The following is a 17,417-nucleotide window of genomic DNA, read 5'->3' on the forward strand; positions in this document are numbered from 1 at the left end:
CTCCTCTGTTTCGCTATCATGCGCGCTGACTCTGTTAGACTTGTGCGCCCGATCGCGCCACGGTAAGGAATCCTGATGTTGTGGTTTAAAAATATGATGGTTTATCGTCTGAATCGAGACATTCCGTTGTCCGCAGACGAGATGGAAAAACAGCTCGACGCCTTCACTTTTACGCCGTGTGGCAGTCAGGATATGAGCAAAACGGGCTGGGTGCCGCCCATGGGTAACCGTAGCGATGCGCTGACTCACGTTAATAACGGTCAGATCGTTATCTGTGCCCGCAAAGAAGAAAAAATTCTGCCGTCACCGGTGGTAAAGCAGGCTCTGGAAGCCAAAATCAGCAAGCTGGAAGCAGAGCAGAGCCGTAAGCTGAAGAAGACGGAAAAAGATTCGCTAAAAGATGAAGTGCTGCACAGCCTGCTGCCGCGCGCCTTTAGCCGTTTCAGTCAGACGTTTATGTGGATCGATACCGTGAACAATCTGATCATGGTTGACTGCGCCAGCGCAAAAAAAGCGGAAGATACCCTGGCACTGTTGCGTAAAAGCCTCGGTTCTCTGCCGGTGGTTCCACTGACGCTGGAAAATCCGATTGAGCTGACGTTGACCGAATGGGTGCGTTCAGGCGATCTGCCTGCCGGATTTGCCCTGATGGATGAAGCGGAACTGAAAGCAATTCTGGAAGACGGCGGCGTCATTCGCTGTAAGAAGCAGGATCTGGTTTGTGATGAAATTGCTAACCATATCGAAGCCGGTAAGCTGGTGACGAAACTGGCGCTTGACTGGCAGGAGCGTATTCAGTTTGTGCTGGCGGATGATGGTTCGGTGAAACGCCTGAAATTCAGCGACACACTGCGCGATCAGAACGATGATATTGATCGGGACGATTTTGCTCAGCGTTTTGATGCTGACTTTATCTTGATGACCAGCGAGCTTGCTGCGTTAACCAGCAATCTGGTGGAAGCGTTAGGCGGAGAAGCCCAACGCTAACAGGAAAATGGCCGCATCGCGCGGCCATTTTTTTAGTCTTTCAGATAGCGGCAGAGATAAGCACTCGGCTCGCCCACCTGCAAATGAAACTCGCTGTGGCCCGGCACATTAAACACCGAACCCGCTTCAAACCATTTCCACTCGGTCTCGCCCGGCAGTAATACTTTCAGTGAGCCGCTTACTACCGTCATCTCTTCCGGCTGACCCGTGCCAAATGTGTATTCGCCTTCGATCATCACGCCAACGCTGGCACGACCGGTGCTCGCACTGTCAAAACCGATGGATTTAACTTTTCCGTCAAAATACTCACTTACGTTGAGCATAATACTTCCTCACAGCACATTAAGGTGTCTGGCAGTGTAGAAGGGAACTTGCTGATCTGTCACGCGAAAAAACGATCGATGTGGCAGAGTGTGATCCCAGCAAGGCTCAGACGATCAGCTCTGCCGCCAGCTTCGCAACCAGCACGTTTGATAACAACACCGGGATGTCAAGCTGTTTTTGCAAAACGTCGCGGTGATACTGGTGATAGCCGATACAATCCAGCACCACAACATCTGCGCCCTGGGCCTGTAACGCCTGCGCTGCACTAAGCAAGGTTTCATTGTCTGCCAGATAGGGGCTGGCAACAGCGAAACAGGCTGGCTTAGTAAGATGCCGCCACTTAGTGGCCTGCTCGTGAATCTGCTCCTCAACCGGCACGACAATGCCGACCTGATGCTGATCGACTATCGCTTTTACCAGCGGTGGGATGATGCGATCGGGTTCCAGCAGCAACGCGCTATGGGTTTTCAGCGCGCCAAACTGGCCGGTACACAACAGCAGTATCGTGTCGTAACCGGCCTCTTCAAGTGCAAAAATCTTTTGCTGCAGTCCCTGCTCCACCTTGGGTGCGCTAAGGCGCACCTGTTCACCGCTCTGCAAGCGCGACACTAAAATGCCCTCGCCCGGTTCAGGTTTGAACTGCTCGTCAATATCAGCGGCGCTCAATCCATCCAGCAACCCCGTATGATCGATGTGATCTTCAGGTAAATGCTCCAGCAACAGCGGCAAAATGTCGCTGCGCGGTGACTGACCAATGGTCAGCGTGACCAGGGATTTATTCATATTAAGGATTCCGGTTACGCAGATGGCTCAGGCTGCCATAAAGTTCCAGCAGGCGCGCATACTCTTGTGCATCATAGAAATGGCAGGTTTCGCGGCCAAATTCTTTGGCGACTTCTACCGCAAACTTTGCCGCTGCTGCGATATCCACTTCATGACTCGCCCCCGTGCCGCAGCCCGGTACGACTGATTCAGCGGTAATCGCAACGCCGACAACCGGCACATCTGTGGCAGTCGAAGGTTGCAGAATACTGTTCAAATGATAGATGCCATTGCCATAAGGCGTGATGTCTTGCGTAGTAATCGGAAAAGTCACCGCCGGACGGCCGCTGGTCATTTCCATGATACGCAACAAATCGTCAGAAACGCGCAGGATATAGCCCTCTTTCACCGTCGGTGACAGCGCAAATCCTTTGTGATTTATGATGCGGTTACCTTTGGTGGTGTCGATAGAGAGAATGGCATCGACGCCTTCAACCACCTCGTTATCATTCATGGTGACGTCATCAATCGGCGAGTCCATGAAATCAACAGGCTCGTGCGGGCGCGTCGGCGCATCCGGACAAATGTGCGTGGTGATGATCACATCGCCTGCCAGCACGTCGCCTTTGGTTTGCATCTGCGCCAGCTTCAGTGCGCTGGTAATGGCCGCAACAGCACCATCCGCATCAGAGACCATGCCAATGCGTGTTGGGCGCGCACCAATACCGCCAAGACGGCCAATAATACCCAGCGTCGGGGCATTACCGCCCTGCGCTTTACCTGCACTGCCGGGAATATCAATGCGGACAAAATCGGTCCGGCCTTTCGGACCCGTTACACGCCTGAAAGATGCACTTACGCCAGGATAGTCAGCAAAAAGATCCACCACCTGTTGCCCATCAACAAACGCACTATCGAACAGCTCAAACACCTGCAAAGTCTGCTGCAAACTCATTTTCAATCCTTACTTATTTTTTACTGCTACTGGCAAACAATGAATGAAAAAAGCTGTACAAGGCATCGCCTGCGATAAAGCCTGCCGCCATCACTTCCATTGGCGAGCGGCCTCGCTCGCCCCAGACGCGAATGATGACAATACGTAAGGCAATACCCACCATGACCGCCCAACCGGCCATAGCGTTATTGATTAATAAACCGGTGGCGAGCAGTACGCCGAGCTGGCGCTTTGGTCCACCGATAAACTGAATTATTGCCCCCGGAATCGCCCACATTAGCAGATTACCCGCAATGCCTGGCTCTGCACCCGCCTGGATGGTTTTGGCATAAACGCGAGCCACCGGTGGCAGCAAATTATCGGCAAAGAACAGCGTATGCGCATACCACACCAGCGGAATCGACACGACAAAAGCGATCATCGCAGCAATCAACTGGATGCGCCGGCCCCACAGCTCCTGTTGCATATCGGCGCCGTTGCCGCGCAGAATAAAACCGGCTTTAAGATCGTAGCCCATGTCGGCAAATGCTGGGCCAGTGGCGGCGGTAAAGCCGCACAGCAGGCAGAGCGCCAGTGGTGGGAAACCCAGCAAAATACCCACAATAAGCGTAATCAATGCCACGGCAAATGCCGGGAACCAGCCAGAATGCATGGCGGCAATGCCAACAATCAGTTCATGGACGAATGCAGCAAATGCGGCATAAAGAATAAACAGCAGCAGCATGCCGATGCCCATTTCGCTCCACAGGCCACCCGCTAATGCCAACAACGCTGAAATTAATACATAGCCAATGCCACCAAGGCCAAGCGCACGCTTCACTTCACTGCCATTGCGACTGACTCCCCGTGGATCCTGTTGGCGGCTACGGATCACCATCACGACCTGAATCAGGGCCACTAACCCGGCGCCGACCATCACGCCGTGCGGCAGATAAAGCGCATTGATATCAATGTCAGCAATCGGTTGCGCATAAGCGCGAATCAAAAAGCCAATACCCAACATGCTGAGCGCCCAGATATTGCCGATAAAAGCCGTACCAAAGGCTGACATCGGAATTTTGAGCATCGATCCGACAATGCCACCCACTATGCCCATAACCAGTAACCACGCCTGACGCCCACCGCGATCGCCCGCTTTAATCGCTTCGGCGGCGGCGACGCCCGGTGGCCAGGCATTGCTGGCGGGAAAGACGCGCGTATCAAATAAGCGATAGAGCAGATAAGCATCCAGCAGCATGGCGGCGCTGACGCCACAAAACAGGGGAAAAACCAGTTGCGGTTCGCCCAGTGCCCAGGGCACGGCGATGGGCATCAATAAGCTATTGGCGGCACCAAAGGTCGCGGAAGAGATAGCGGTTTGCGCCAGATTTTGAATTTCAACAGAGCGATAACGCCGAAAGGCCTGAAGTGGGATACGCGCTAATAACATCGCAAACAGCGCGCCGATAATAGAAGTGTTGGGTGTTACGCCAATGGTGGTGATTAACTGGATACCAATTATTGCACCCGCAATTGAAAGTAAAATTAAAACCAATGCTACGCCAGCCTGCTTTACAGGATTACTCCGTTCCATACGATCCTCGCCACTAAGTATCCAGACGAAATGAAATAACGCTTCACGAGCCAAAAGGCTCGTTTACGTTGTTTTTTTATTTCATCCCTGAAGTGAAATAAACAGGCCCGAAGGCCTGCGTTTTTCCCGGTGTGGCGAAAGTATTACGCCGATAAAATCGTTGAGAGATTACGTGCCATATTTTTCAGCCATCTCTGTGGCAGTTGCACGTAATGCTTCCAAAATTGCTGGCGGGTATCCCGGCTCAGCATCTTGCGACAGAAACGACAGGCAGAGCGCCACCGATTCGCCGTGATGTTTGTTATGCACTACGACCGACAACGAGCTAATACCGCCCAGCGTTTCATTGCGCGCCAGTGACCAACCCTGCTGGCGAATAGCTGCCAGCTCGCCACAAAGTGCCTCAACATTTTGTGGCGAGTTGGGCGAAACCGTCTGCCATACATCCTGATAACGTGCTTTTACGTCTTCATCACTCAACAGCGCGAGCAAGGCTCGTCCGGTTGATGTCGCAGTAGCAGGCATTCGACTACCCGGCGGCGTCACCAGTTGCGTAAAGTGGCGGCCATGAAACATGCGCATCACCAGTACTTCACGCCCGTCTAGCTTGGAGACATACCCCATACAGCCGGTATTCGCAGCGAGGCGCACCATTGCAGGAGAAACGCTGTCAACCAGTGGCGCGGAAAGATAATGTCCGACAGCAGCTAACAGTACGCGCCCAATATGAAAACAGCGGCTTTCAGCATCCCGTTCCAGTAACCCCTGATTTTCCATGGTTGCCAGCAAGCGCGACACCGTACTTTTTGGCAGCGTTAACGCCTCAACCACCTCAGTAAACGTCAGCCCGACGTGCCCCTGCGTAATACCTTTACGCTGAAATAACTTAAGGACGGCGGCTGCATTTTCGAGTGTTGTCATGGCAAAGTTTCACTATATGGAACAGAGTTCCTATTTTGATAACAAAAAATAAAGCGTGACGCGGCGGCGGTCAAGCCTAAATTTTCTCCAGCGTGATTTTTGTCCCCTTAAATAAGGGAAAATGAATAGCTTCACTGCCCGGTTGCGTCACCCTGCAAAAGGAAACAGGAGAGAAGCGGACAGGTAAGTCGTTAAGCAGAAAAATAAGGGGAATAGAGCGATAAGCTTTAAGTATGTACTAACAGAACTGGCATCCTTGCCAGTGGAAATGCCCTACTCTTTTTCCACATCCTCGTAACGCACCTTGGCATCTTGCGCTTCAGATTCAGTCTCATGTTCGCTGATCAGCGAATTCGGCTTGGGATGATCGGCACGTAATTCATAGGAAGTGACTTTATTGCCTTCTGCGCCTTTTTCTACGGCTACAACGCGCGCTTCGCGTGGATACGGTGGTCTTGTTGGCATAATCAGTCCCTCTTGGCTAAATAGCATTCCACAAGACAGGCTGTTGCCCGTCAGAAGCTAAGTATAGACAACAGGAATGAAAACAAGATGAAAGCGGGAAAAATCTGAGGGTTAGTTCAGCTCGCACGCGCCAAAGAGAGCGAGTGCAGAATGTCGTCAACGACACGTTCCGGCGTTTGCATGGCGTTCACTTCATGATGCGCGGCGGCACGGTAAAGGTGAGCGCGTTCCTGCAACACATCGCTCATCTCTTCTGCGATTGGGCGTCCGGTTAATGTAGGTCGCTGTGCCGCTTCTGGCTGGTTTTCGAGGCGTTTAGCCAACACCTCTGGCGGAGCATTTAACCAGATAACGCGGCCCTGCTCGCGCATAAAGTGACGGTTCGCTTCGGCTAACACCATGCCACCGCCTGTGGCGATGATTGTCGCTGGCGCAGTCACCGCGATCAGCGATTCCGCTTCACGCGCCCGGAAACCTTCCCAGCCTTCATCTGCGACCACTTCAGCTACGCTGCGTTGCGTCATTAATTGCAAATGATGATCGGTATCGCGAAAGGCATAACCCAGCGCCTGCGATAACGCTTCGCCAACGGTGGTTTTGCCGCAACCGCGCGCGCCAATCAAAAAGATGGATAAAGACATCAGGGCAGTTCCTCCGCCGTGGCAGCCCAGAGCGGCTGCGCGTTCAGCTCAATAATGCGACGCATAATAACTGGATTTTATTATCACCTCCACCCGTCAAGCATATTTTGCCTAACACCCTCAGCAGGAACAAATCAAATCATTGATTTATAATGGATAAATGATGCACGTTTTGTGCATCCACTCTTTGCCGCCGGGTTTGCAACATTTGCTTACGGGCCTGATTTTACTTTGTCTGCTGTCGTCCCCATATACTGATATAAGTCGTAACAGGAGAACCATCATGCAACGCGAAGAGCAACAATTAATCGATGGACTGTTTAGCCGTTTAAAACAGGCTGAGAGTCAAACCCCGGCGCGTGATATCGCTGCTGAACAGCTGATCAAGCTGCACCTGCGGGAGCAGCCTGGCGCGCCCTACTATATGGCGCAGGCGATCCTGATCCAGGAAGCGGCGATGAAAAAGCTGAATGAGCGCATTAGCGAGCTGGAGAGTCGTATGGCGCAGCAGCAGCAACCCCAGCAGCCTCAACAGAGCAGCGGTGGGTTCCTTTCCGGCCTGTTTGGCGGAGGTTCGCGCCAGCAGACTCCTGCTCAACAGCCGCCGGTCTGGAACAGCGCACCGCCACAGCAGCCGCCGCAATATGCCAGTGCGCCAGCCGCACGCGGCACCGGTTTTTTAGGTGGTGCATTGCAAACAGCGGTGGGTGTGGCGGGCGGTGTGGTCATGGCAGATATGCTGACCAGCATGTTCCATCACTCACAGCCGGAAGAGATCGTGAATATCATCAACGAACCGCCGCTGCCGGATGTGAGTAACAATCTTGATACCTTTAACGGTAATGATCAGCCATTCCTCGATCAGAACAGCGGCTGGGATAACACCTTTGCCGACAATAACGATCTTAATGACTTTGATAACAACAGTTTTGACGACGACAGCTTCGTTTAAGCCTGGCTTTTACGCTGTCTGAGCCAACTGTCCAGTTCGTTAGCAAACTGCTGGCGGTCACGCGGGCTCATTGCCGCAGGGCCGCCAGTTTGTACGCCGCTGGCACGCAGGGTATCCATAAAATCGCGCATCGTCAGGCGTTCACGAATCGTTGCGGGTGAATAGCGTTCACCGCGTGGATTAAGTGCGGCAGCCCCCTTTTCAATCACTTCTGCTGCCAGGGGAATATCTGCCGTGATCACCAGATCGCCTGGCTGGGCACGTTTCACTATTTCATTGTCGGCCACATCAAACCCGGCGGGCACTTGCAAGGTGCGCAGAAAAGGCGATGGCGGTACGCGCAGGAATTGATTCGCCACAAACGTCACGGTGGTTTGGGTTCTGACCGCTGCGCGGTACAGCACTTCTTTAATGACATTTGGACAAGCGTCAGCGTCGACCCAAATAAACATCTCAGTTCCTTACTTTTTTACTCTCGGGGAATGATGGAGATCTTGCCGTTCTTCTCCAAAATGGCAAATTTAATTTGATCCATGCGCTCCAGTCCCTGCGAGCTGCGTGCACTTTGCAAAATATCATCTTCACTGATCCCTGCTTTTCGCGCTCGCTGTGAGAGTAATTTTCCCTCTTCCACCAATATTAATGATGCGCCATCAATCAGCATCTCAATACGGGGAAACCAGGTTTTCAGCGTGCCAAACAGAATATCAATCACGATTAACGTAATGATGGTTAACGCTGCCCCAGTCACAGAAAAATCATCACCTAACAATGCCTGCTGTGTGGCTTCACTGATAATCAGCAGCAAAATCAAGTCAAATGATGTCATTTCCATTAAGGTGCGCCGTCCTGCTATTTTTAACACTATCATCAGCAGAATATACATACTGGCGGCACGTAATACCGTTTCCATACTTTCCTCCTAGGGATAAACCAGCGAAGTGATATTTACCTTACTGCGATCGTCGAGCTGAATGGTGAGCGGAAATCGTCCATAGCTTTTCGGTTGTGCCGTGAGCCATACCGTTGCGTTTTGCTGATTGGACCGTGGGTGCCAGCGCAGGATCAGGGTATTTTTATCGCTCCAGGCCTCATCCGGCTGCGGTTGTAGCGTCTGGATTTGCAAATCGTCGAGCTGTTGACCCTGTAAGGTGATTTGATACTCTTTTCCCTGCAACTGAGTGAGATGCATGGATATGTCCATGGTGCTGTCGAGCCGACCAAAGCGTTCATACCTTACCTGTAGCCGCCCGTCACTGCTGCTGGCGTTCTGGTTACTGATGAAGCCTTTGGAAAAGGCACCGCAGGCACCGGCAATCATAATCAGGACCAATATCAAATAACCGAAACGCTGAACACGCCATTCAAAACGCTGCCACCACATGCTTTCTTTTACCGGATAGTCCCGGCTACGCTGTTCATCATTAGACATCAGGCATTCTCTCCGTAGCTGACTTGTTATTAATCCTGGCTGAAGTAAGCTAAAACGCTCAAAAAATCGAAAATTTCCTAAGGAGATGGCGGTGTTGGAGAAAAAAATAGGCTTTATCGGCGGTGGCAACATGGCGAAGGCCATTATTGGCGGGCTGGTGAACAGCGGGCAAATCGCGCCATCTGCTATCTGGGTTTACGATCGCAAAGCCGAAACCAATCAGGCGCTGGCTAAACAGTACGGCATCAATGCCGCTGAAAGTGCTGAGGCGCTGGCGCGTGAAGTCGATATCCTGTTCGGGGCGGTTAAACCCAACGTGATTTTGAAGGTGCTAAAAGATCTTGCCGGGCAGTTAAAAAAGAGGCGTTATTGGTGTCGATTGCCGCTGGCGTGACGCTCGATTCGCTGGCTTCGGTACTGGGGCACGATCGCAAAATTATTCGCGCTATGCCCAATACGCCCTCGCTGGTTAGCGAAGGCATGACTTCGGTTACGCCTAATGTATTGGTGGAGCCGCAAGAAACTGACGAAGTCGTCGCGATTTTTGAATGCTTTGGCAAAGCAGCAGTGGTGAATGAATATTTAATTCATTCCGTTGTTGGCGTGAGCGGCTCTGCACCGGCTTATGTCTTTATGTTTATCGAAGCGATGGCCGATGCCGCCGTGCTCGGTGGCATGCCGCGTGCGCAGGCTTATGAATTTGCCGCTCAGGCAGTGAAAGGTTCTGCGCAAATGGTGCTGGAAACCGGCAGGCATCCTGGTGAGCTAAAAGATATGGTGTGTTCACCGGGAGGCACCACCATCGAAGCCGTGAAAGTGCTGGAAGAGAAAGGCTTTCGCGCAGCGGTAATAGAGGCGATGCAGCAGTGTATGGCGAAGTCTGAAAAATTGAGTCGCAGTTAATCTTCTCTCGCTGTCTTTTCTGTGGGTGCCGAAAAGGAGAGTCCGGCAGCAAAACATTTTGCGGTGCAGGCTCTCCTTATCGGTTGCTTTCATTTTGCCTTTAGCAGAACGAAACGCACATTTTAAGCCTGACTCTCCTCAAGCAGCGCCAGCCCTTCCGCTATCGTCATTGGCTGCTGCATCCGCTCAACAAATTTTGCCGTCAGCGTATATTTCCCGCAGGCGCTGATGGCAGCCAGACGGCCTTGCTGTCCATAAAAGGCGATAAAATTTTTCTCATCAAGCGAACCGACTAGTTTGTATTCATCCCACTCTTTCGCATGACCGACATATTCATAACGGGTACCAAACTGTGTGGTCCAGAAGAAGGGTACGCGGTCATACACGATCGCCTGATCAAGCATATTCTTCGCCGCAATGCGGCCTTGCTGATGGGCGACACGATAGTGCTCAATGCGCAACGGCCCTTGCGCCGACGGAAAGGTCGCGATATCACCGGCAACCCAAATATTTTCCGTTACACGTAACTGCTCATCCGTTTGCAGACTGCCATCTTCCAGCAGCGGTAAGTCATGAATGAAGGGCGTTGCCGGTTTAATGCCGGTGGCAAACAGCACCACATCGGCAGCGAGCAGCCTTCCGTCTTTCAGGCGCAGACCGGTGACATGGTGCTTACCTTCCAGCGATTCCGTTTCCCCGGTAATAAATTTCACGCCGTTGGCTTTGTGCAGATTACAGAAATAGCGGCCGATCTCTTCGCCAAACTGTTTAGCGAAGGGCAAAGGATGGCGAGCCAGCACCGTGACATCAATGTCACGGTTACGCAAAGCCGATGCCAGCTCCATGCCAATAAAACTGTTGCCAGTAATCACAATTTGCTGGCTTTCATCCACCTCTTTCAACAGCGCATCCGTCTGACGCCTGCTGCGAAGCAGATGCACCCCGGCTAAATCGTTACCGGGTAGATTCGGTTTGGTCGGTACTCCGCCGCTGGCAATGAGTAATTTATCGAATTTTAGCTCGCCACCCTGTTCAAAAATCAGCCGTTGCTGTTGGCTGTCAACGCGCGCCACATTGGCATGAATACGTTCGATATGTTCGAGTACATCGCCCTTCAGTATGGGCGGAACTTCACTGATATCCATCTTGCCGGAGGGCACAAATTTAGTGAGTGTGGTGCGATCGTAAGGCGCGTCTTCTTCACGCTCGACTAATACGACACGGCCTTTAAAACCTTCATGACGCAAGGTCCATAACGCGGCACTTCCTGCCGCCCCCCACCAAGCACGACATAAACCGGCGACGTTGCCCCACTGCCGACAGGAGCAGCGGGTGACATTGCTTTGGGATTCACAAACACATCTCCGTTTTCAATCCGCAATGGATATTGCTTGAGATCGGCCAGCGCCAGCGGCTCACACATTTTGCCGTCTGCCAGCTGGAAAACTGCTTTGTGCCACGGACAGACCAGCTTGTCGCCACAAATAGCGCCTTGCTCCAGCGGTGCGCCGGCATGGGGACACTTTGCCTGCCAGGCGCGAACGCTCTCCCCTTCACGAATCAGCAAAATTTCTGTTTCACCGAGCTTTTTTTTGACTGGCTGACGCTGCGGCAAATCTTTCAGGGCGATGATAAATTGATAATTCACGACATGGCTCCTTTGCTGATTAATTATCTTTTGCGCGGCGATAAGCGCAACGCCACGCAATACCCTACAAACAGTAAGTGTGGCAAAAGATCCAGCGAGCCCGTGTCTGAATGTAAATCGAGACGGCTAATCTGTTGTTAACTGGTTTTTTTAATTTTTAACAGTCTTCAGGCACGTGCGATAACAGGGTTCAGGCATGAGAGAAAATAACGGCCGCCGGAGCAGCCGTTAAGCCTGTTGCTGACAGAAAATCAATGCCTCTTATGTGTTCTTTTTCAGGCACTGGCTCATATAGGTTTTTCGTGCTTCACCCGTCAGCTTTTTATCGTCCGCTTCGCTATTACAGACTTTCATTTTCATCTGCTGTGGCGTCATAGAGGAGATCTTGCTCTCTTTTTTCAGGCAGTCGCTCATAAAGGTTTTGCGTGCATCGCCATTGAGGTTTTGGAGCTGGGGTGCTGGTTACATATCGTCATTTTTTCCTGCTGTGCTCTCTTTTCAGCTGCATTGACAGTAGTGCCAGTCAGCACTGCTGCCAGGATCATGACTAACAAACAGCCTTTGATATCTGCATCTCCAGGTCTATTTATCCTGGTAAGTCTGACAGGCGCTAAACAAAGCGGGGGAACTAATGAGCAGAATTGACAGGAGGATCGCAAATGCGGGGCTAATCCTCCGTCAGGAAACTATTCGCGCGGGTGATTAAGTAGTCTGTCGATGTAATTACGCAGTAAAACAACATTCTCATCAGAAGCATCGGCACCTGTATTCACCATAGCGGTTTCTATGCCGGTTGTAATTGATTGTTGTTGTTCAGGCTCCATTTTTCTCAACATCGCCGTCACCACAATTTCCAGTGCCTCAACTTGAGCCACCAGTTCTTTTGACGCTTCTTCTTTTTCTGCCAGTTTAACCAGTAATTCAGCAATAAGATGTTTCATGCCGTTAACTCAGGGGGATAAAACGCTGAAGTTATCACCCGTCTGAATAAAAAAACAAGGGGAGTTTCTGGTATTTTTTCAGGCAGTTAAAACCGACCGTCACAGACCGAATTTCCTGTGAATTTTGCGTGCGAGCGAAACGTTTTCGCAAATAATTTCGTGTACGTTGTACGTTTCGCTCGTGATTATCGCTGCGTGTTTCTCAATTAACGCGGATCGACGAAGCCACGGCCCGGACCGCCGCCGTGACCACCCCAACCGCCACCGCCGTGACCACCGCCGCCCGGAGGAGGAAAAATACATCCGCTTAATGCTGTAACCAATGCCACAACGGCCGCCAGTTTAAAAATTCTCATATCAACCTCAAGGTAGAAAGAACGGGCTGAGTGTATGAGTGGTACGAAAGGCCGACAATACAGAATTCTCCGTATCCCGACGTTATTAATCTTTACTGACCAACCTTAACGAATAACTGGCACTAAAGACGCAAAAAGCCAACACTTCGCCACTAAGTGCTGACGGCAAATCGATCAGGTTTTTGCTTAAATCATTAAGGTACGTGCTTTACAACGTGCGTGTTTTTACGCAATGTGAGCGCAAACATTTAAAGGATACGATTATGTCAGCTGCTCTCTCTGCTTTTGGTGAAATCATTGCCCGTCGTGACTGGGAAAATCCGGTTATCACCTCGCTCAATCGCCTGGATGCCCATCCGCCGTTTGCCAGCTGGCGCAGCGAGCAGGCAGCGCATAACGATCTCGCCTCACCCTCTCTTCAAAGCCTGAATGGTCAGTGGTCATTCAGCTATTTCGCCCGGCCAGAAGCAGTGCCGGGCAGTTGGCTGCTACAGGATTTACCCGATGCCGGCACGCTTCCGGTTCCGGCTAACTGGCAGATGCACGGCTACGATGCGCCGATTTATACCAACGTACAGTATCCCTTTACGGTTAATCCGCCTTTGGTTCCTGAAAAGAATCCCACCGGATGTTATTCGCTCACATTTTGCGTAAAAGAAGCGTGGCTGGCGTCTGGACAAACGCGCATTATATTTGACGGTGTTAATTCTGCCTTTCATCTGTGGTGCAACGGTCACTGGATAGGGTATTCCCAGGACAGCCGTTTGCCCGCTGAATTTGACCTGAGCGCATATTTGCGGCCAGGCAAAAATCGCCTTGCGGTTATGGTGCTGCGCTGGAGTGACGGAAGCTATCTGGAAGATCAGGACATGTGGCGCATGAGTGGCATCTTTCGCGATGTGACGCTGCTGCACAAGCCGGATGTGCACCTGGCGGATCTACAGCTTGAAACTCAACTCAGCCCGGAATTTCTCAGCGCCGACTTATGCGCCAGGGTGAAAGTGACGCTGCCACTCACAGAAAGCACGGGTTATCGCCTGCGCCTGACGCTGTGGCAAGGTGATCAGATCATCGGTCACGTTGTGCAGTCGCTGGGCAGTGCGATTGTTGATGAACGGGGGCATTATCCCGAGCGTGCCCTGCTGCGCTTACAGGTAGAACGGCCAACGCTCTGGAGCGCAGAGCTGCCGCACCTTTATCGCGCCACGCTGGCGCTGTTGGATGACAGCGAAAATATCATTGAGGTCGAAGCCTGCGATGTCGGATTCCGTAGCGTTACCATTGTGAACGGGCTGCTGTGCCTTAACGGCAAACCGCTGCTGATTCGCGGCACTAACCGTCATGAACACCATCCGGTGCAGGGTCAGGTCGTTGATGAAGCTTCAATGCGCCGCGACATTGTGTTGATGAAGCAGCATAATTTCAATGCCGTGCGCTGTTCGCACTACCCGAATCACCCGCTGTGGTATCGGCTGTGCGACCGCTATGGCTTATATGTCGTCGATGAGGCAAATATAGAAACGCACGGCATGCAGCCAATGAATCGCCTGTCAGACGATCCTCGCTGGTTCGCCGCCTACAGTGAGCGCGTAACACGTATGGTGCAGCGCGATCGCAATCATTGCAGCATCATCATCTGGTCACTGGGCAACGAAGCGGGCCACGGCACTACACACGATGCGCTTTATCGCTGGGTGAAAAGTGCCGATCCCACACGACCGGTACAATATGAAGGTGGCGGAGCCAACACGGCTGCCACCGATATTGTGTGTCCGATGTATGCGCGAGTCGATCAGGATCAACCCTTTCCTGCTGTCCCGAAATGGTCACTGAAAAAGTGGATTGGACTACCGGGAGAAACACGCCCGCTGATCTTATGTGAGTACGCTCACGCCATGGGGAACAGCTTTGGCGGCTTCGCCAAATACTGGCAAGCCTTTCGCCAGTTTCCGCGCCTGCAAGGCGGCTTTGTCTGGGACTGGGCTGATCAAAGCCTGACGCGTTACGATGAGCAAGGCCAACCGTGGCAAGCCTACGGCGGTGATTTTGGCGATAAGCCGAACGATCGCCAGTTTTGTATGAATGGCTTAGTGTTTGCCGATCGTACGCCTCACCCGGCCTTGTTCGAAGCACAGCGCGCACAGCAGTTTTTCCAGTTCGACGTGGACAACACGCATCCTTTTGCCTTTACGGTGAGCAGTGAATACCTGTTTCGCCGCAGTGACAACGAGCTGCTGCGCTGGCGCATCGAGCAACAAGGCGAGATCGTGGCCTCTGGCGAGGTCAAATTAGACATTGATGCACAAGGTCAGCAACGCATTGAGATTACGCCGCCAGAAGGGTTACAGGGCGAATGCTGGTTAAACGTCGCCGTTCACCAGATTAACGCAACAAGCTGGGCTGACGCTGACTGGCGCGTCGCCTGGCATCAATGGCCGCTTCCGGCGTCGCTGACGTTAGCCACGTCCGGGGTGGGTTATCCGCCGGAGCTGGAATTCAATCACGATTTAATCTCCGTCACCCATCCGCAGCAACGCTGGCATTTCTCACGCCGCAGCGGCGAACTGGTGCAATGGTTCGTCAATGAGAAAGAGACCCTGTTATCGCCGCTGCGAGACTGTTTTATTCGTGCGCCGCTGGATAATGATATTGGCACCAGCGAGGCGGAACGGGTTGATCCCAATGCGTGGGTTGAACGCTGGAAGGCCGCGGGATATGACCAGATGGAGAGTCAGGTTGAATCACTGGAAGTGAATGCGCTGAAGGATGAAGTACAGCTTGATACGCTGCACAGCTGGCGAGCAAACGGCCAGATTGCGTTTATCAGCCGCAAGCGTTACACCATTAACGCTCATGGCGAAATGCGCATCAGCGTGTCGGTTGAACATGCGCCTGGCCTGCCCTTACCGGCACGCATCGGTTTACGCTGTCAGCTTGCGCATACGCCTGAAAACGTCGAATGGCTGGGATTAGGACCGCATGAAAACTATCCCGATCGCCAGCTTTCAGCGCAGTTTTCGCGCTGGCAGTTGCCGTTAGACGATCTCTATACGCCGTATGTTTTCCCGAGCGAAAACGGTTTGCGCGGCAAGACAAGGCAGCTTGATAGCGGCAGCTGGCAGGTAAACGGTGACTTCGCCTTTTCGCTGAGCCGCTACAGTCTGGAGCAGCTTCGTGACACGACACATCGTCATCTGTTGCAGCCTGAAGCGGGCTGCTGGCTGCACATCGATGCCGCTCACATGGGCGTCGGCGGTGATGACTCCTGGAGCCCCAGCGTCAGCCCTGAGTTTTTGCTGAGTCAGCAGCGTTGGCATTATGTTGTGACGATTCATCAACAGGTTGCGCCAGCTGAGTTTTTGGCCGACGGTAAAAACGGCGCAGAAAAAAGACATTGATGAGGACCACTATCGCGGTGGCAAAAAATACCCAACGATAACCGGCTATCGCTGAGACCGCGGCCCCCAGCAGCGGTCCGGCGACATTGCCAAGATACATAAACGACTGGTTATAACCGAAAATTCGACCGGTGATGTTGTCACGGGAGTGACGCACCAGTAGCGTTTGTACTGCGGGCATCATCGCGCCATCCGCAAAGCCGAGCAAAAATCGCAGCACACCAAGCTGCGTTGCGTTCGTGACAAACGACATGGCGAAGAACAGCAGCAGCGAAATCAACATTGTTGTCAGTAAAATACGCTGTGTGCCAATGCGGTCGCCAAGACGTCCCAGTCGTGGTGCAGAAATCAACGCGGAAATCCCCGGCAAGGCGGCGATAAAGCCACTGAGAAAGGCAATATTTTCCGCTGTCGGAGCGAGTTCACGTACAAACAGCGTCAGAACTGGATTCACCGAGCCGTTGCACATCTGGATCACCATGGTGGTAAAAAACAGGCAGATCATCAGTTTTGGGTTATCCAGCGAACGAAATACGTCACGTCCACTGAGTTTGTCCTGCCTGCTCACGGGCGTGTAACCCGTCTCTTTAATCAGAAACAGCGTCACCAGGAAACTGATCATCAGCAGTGCTGCCGTAATAATAAACACCAGCCGTAAGCCGACCCAGTCTGCCAGCAAGCCGCCCAGCATCGGCCCCAAAATGACACCGCCAATCTGACCGGTGGTCACACAGCTTAATGCCCAGCCGCTGCGCTCACGCGGCACCTGCGCGGCAACCAGCGCCATTGCATTGGGAATATAGCCTGAAGTCAGTCCCATCAGCGCCCGCAGCAGCAACAGCTGCCAGGCCTGCGTCACGAAAGCCTGCAACAGTATCACCGCGCCCATGCCAAAAGCTGCACGCAGTAACATCAGCTTGCGCCCTTTACGATCCGCCAGGCTGCCCCATAACGGCGCAACCGCTGCCGATACGATAAAAGTGATGCTGAAGGTTAAGCCCGACCACAGGCTCAGGGCTTCTCCGCCTTTTATCCCCAGCTGTTCAATATAAAGTGGCAAAAAGGAATGATCTGGCTGATCGCCAGGCCAGTAAAGAAACAGCCGAACCAGACCGAGATCAGGTTAATTTTCCAGGATTCTGTTGAGCGAGGCATGTGC

The 17,417-nt window shown here is 52.5% G+C and carries 15 protein-coding genes and 4 pseudogenes; 4 read left to right on the forward strand and 15 right to left on the reverse strand.

The features are described 5' to 3' along the window. The first annotated feature begins 75 nt into the window (after nt 1-75). Complete coding sequence (rdgC, locus tag O3W44_RS08655) at nt 76-987, forward strand: recombination-associated protein RdgC (protein WP_269292747.1); 912 nt, start codon at nt 76-78, stop codon at nt 985-987. Nucleotides 988-1,019: 32 nt separating this feature from the next. Here rdgC and ppnP read toward each other — a convergent pair whose 3' ends face one another. The 7 genes from ppnP to aroL all read right to left on the reverse strand — a co-directional run bounded on the left by ppnP (nt 1,020) and on the right by aroL (nt 6,628). Continuing rightward, the gene (ppnP, locus tag O3W44_RS08660) at nt 1,020-1,310 is read right to left on the reverse strand and encodes a pyrimidine/purine nucleoside phosphorylase (RefSeq protein WP_269292748.1); all 291 of its coding nucleotides are present in this window, start codon (nt 1,308-1,310) and stop codon (nt 1,020-1,022) included. Nucleotides 1,311-1,416: 106 nt separating this feature from the next. Next, on the reverse strand, nt 1,417-2,094 hold the full coding sequence (locus O3W44_RS08665; RefSeq protein WP_269292749.1) for an AroM family protein: 678 nt from the start codon (nt 2,092-2,094) through the stop codon (nt 1,417-1,419). Nucleotide 2,095: 1 nt separating this feature from the next. After that, entirely contained in the window at nt 2,096-3,028 is a 933-nt protein-coding gene (locus tag O3W44_RS08670) for a DUF1177 domain-containing protein (RefSeq protein ID WP_269292750.1), read from the reverse strand. A 13-nt stretch (nt 3,029-3,041) separates the two neighbouring features. Beyond that, the gene (locus tag O3W44_RS08675) at nt 3,042-4,601 is read right to left on the reverse strand and encodes an OPT/YSL family transporter (RefSeq protein WP_269292751.1); all 1,560 of its coding nucleotides are present in this window, start codon (nt 4,599-4,601) and stop codon (nt 3,042-3,044) included. 168 nt (nt 4,602-4,769) lie between these two features. Further along, complete coding sequence (locus O3W44_RS08680) at nt 4,770-5,522, reverse strand: IclR family transcriptional regulator (protein ID WP_269292752.1); 753 nt, start codon at nt 5,520-5,522, stop codon at nt 4,770-4,772. A 273-nt stretch (nt 5,523-5,795) separates the two neighbouring features. Then, nucleotides 5,796-5,987, reverse strand: coding sequence for a YaiA family protein (locus O3W44_RS08685; RefSeq protein WP_269292753.1), 192 nt, complete (start codon nt 5,985-5,987; stop codon nt 5,796-5,798). A gap of 116 nt (nt 5,988-6,103) precedes the next feature. Next, nucleotides 6,104-6,628, reverse strand: a complete 525-nt coding sequence (aroL, locus tag O3W44_RS08690; RefSeq protein ID WP_269292754.1) for a shikimate kinase AroL — start codon at nt 6,626-6,628, stop codon at nt 6,104-6,106. Between the two features lie 283 nt (nt 6,629-6,911). Between aroL and O3W44_RS08695 the strand changes: the two genes are divergently transcribed. Beyond that, nucleotides 6,912-7,580: a DUF2076 domain-containing protein gene (locus O3W44_RS08695; protein ID WP_269292755.1), complete on the forward strand. Its 669-nt coding sequence runs from the start codon at nt 6,912-6,914 to the stop codon at nt 7,578-7,580. On the opposite strand, the gene O3W44_RS08700 is transcribed toward O3W44_RS08695, so the two are convergent. The 3 genes from O3W44_RS08700 to O3W44_RS08710 are packed head-to-tail and all read right to left on the reverse strand — an operon-like array spanning nt 7,577 to nt 9,012. Further along, nucleotides 7,577-8,032, reverse strand: a complete 456-nt coding sequence (locus O3W44_RS08700; protein ID WP_269292756.1) for a YaiI/YqxD family protein — start codon at nt 8,030-8,032, stop codon at nt 7,577-7,579. The two genes, O3W44_RS08695 and O3W44_RS08700, sit on opposite strands and share 4 nt — an antisense overlap. A 17-nt stretch (nt 8,033-8,049) precedes the next feature. Beyond that, the gene (locus O3W44_RS08705) at nt 8,050-8,493 is read right to left on the reverse strand and encodes a DUF421 domain-containing protein (protein WP_269292757.1); all 444 of its coding nucleotides are present in this window, start codon (nt 8,491-8,493) and stop codon (nt 8,050-8,052) included. Between the two features lie 9 nt (nt 8,494-8,502). Further along, complete coding sequence (locus O3W44_RS08710; RefSeq protein ID WP_269292758.1) at nt 8,503-9,012, reverse strand: hypothetical protein; 510 nt, start codon at nt 9,010-9,012, stop codon at nt 8,503-8,505. A gap of 91 nt (nt 9,013-9,103) precedes the next feature. Between O3W44_RS08710 and proC the strand changes: the two are divergent. Further along, nucleotides 9,104-9,915 (forward strand): annotated as a pseudogene (proC, locus tag O3W44_RS08715) (pyrroline-5-carboxylate reductase). Between the two features lie 122 nt (nt 9,916-10,037). On the opposite strand, the pseudogene O3W44_RS08720 reads toward proC, so the two are convergent. From O3W44_RS08720 to O3W44_RS08735, 4 genes and pseudogenes are all read right to left on the reverse strand, one after another. Then, a pseudogene (locus O3W44_RS08720) lies at nt 10,038-11,563 on the reverse strand (FAD-dependent oxidoreductase). A 261-nt stretch (nt 11,564-11,824) separates the two neighbouring features. Continuing rightward, nucleotides 11,825-12,108: pseudogene (locus tag O3W44_RS08725) on the reverse strand (PsiF family protein). A 141-nt stretch (nt 12,109-12,249) separates the two neighbouring features. Continuing rightward, complete coding sequence (iraP, locus tag O3W44_RS08730) at nt 12,250-12,504, reverse strand: anti-adapter protein IraP (RefSeq protein WP_269292759.1); 255 nt, start codon at nt 12,502-12,504, stop codon at nt 12,250-12,252. Nucleotides 12,505-12,710: 206 nt separating this feature from the next. Beyond that, nucleotides 12,711-12,860 (reverse strand): hypothetical protein, encoded by a 150-nt coding sequence (locus O3W44_RS08735; protein ID WP_269292760.1) that lies wholly within the window; start codon nt 12,858-12,860, stop codon nt 12,711-12,713. A 263-nt stretch (nt 12,861-13,123) separates the two neighbouring features. Between O3W44_RS08735 and O3W44_RS08740 the strand changes: the two genes are divergently transcribed. Next, nucleotides 13,124-16,258 carry a beta-galactosidase gene (locus O3W44_RS08740; protein WP_269292761.1) on the forward strand — a complete coding sequence of 1,045 codons (3,135 nt, stop codon included), beginning with the start codon at nt 13,124-13,126 and terminating at the stop codon, nt 16,256-16,258. On the opposite strand, the pseudogene O3W44_RS08745 reads toward O3W44_RS08740, so the two are convergent. Continuing rightward, nucleotides 16,140-17,413, reverse strand: a pseudogene (locus O3W44_RS08745) (multidrug efflux MFS transporter). The gene O3W44_RS08740 and the pseudogene O3W44_RS08745 overlap by 119 nt on opposite strands. Nucleotides 17,414-17,417: the final 4 nt, after the last annotated feature.

Source organism: Pantoea sp. LMR881 (assembly GCF_027157825.1).
In the GTDB taxonomy this organism is placed as follows: Bacteria; Pseudomonadota; Gammaproteobacteria; order Enterobacterales; family Enterobacteriaceae; genus Pantoea; species Pantoea haifensis.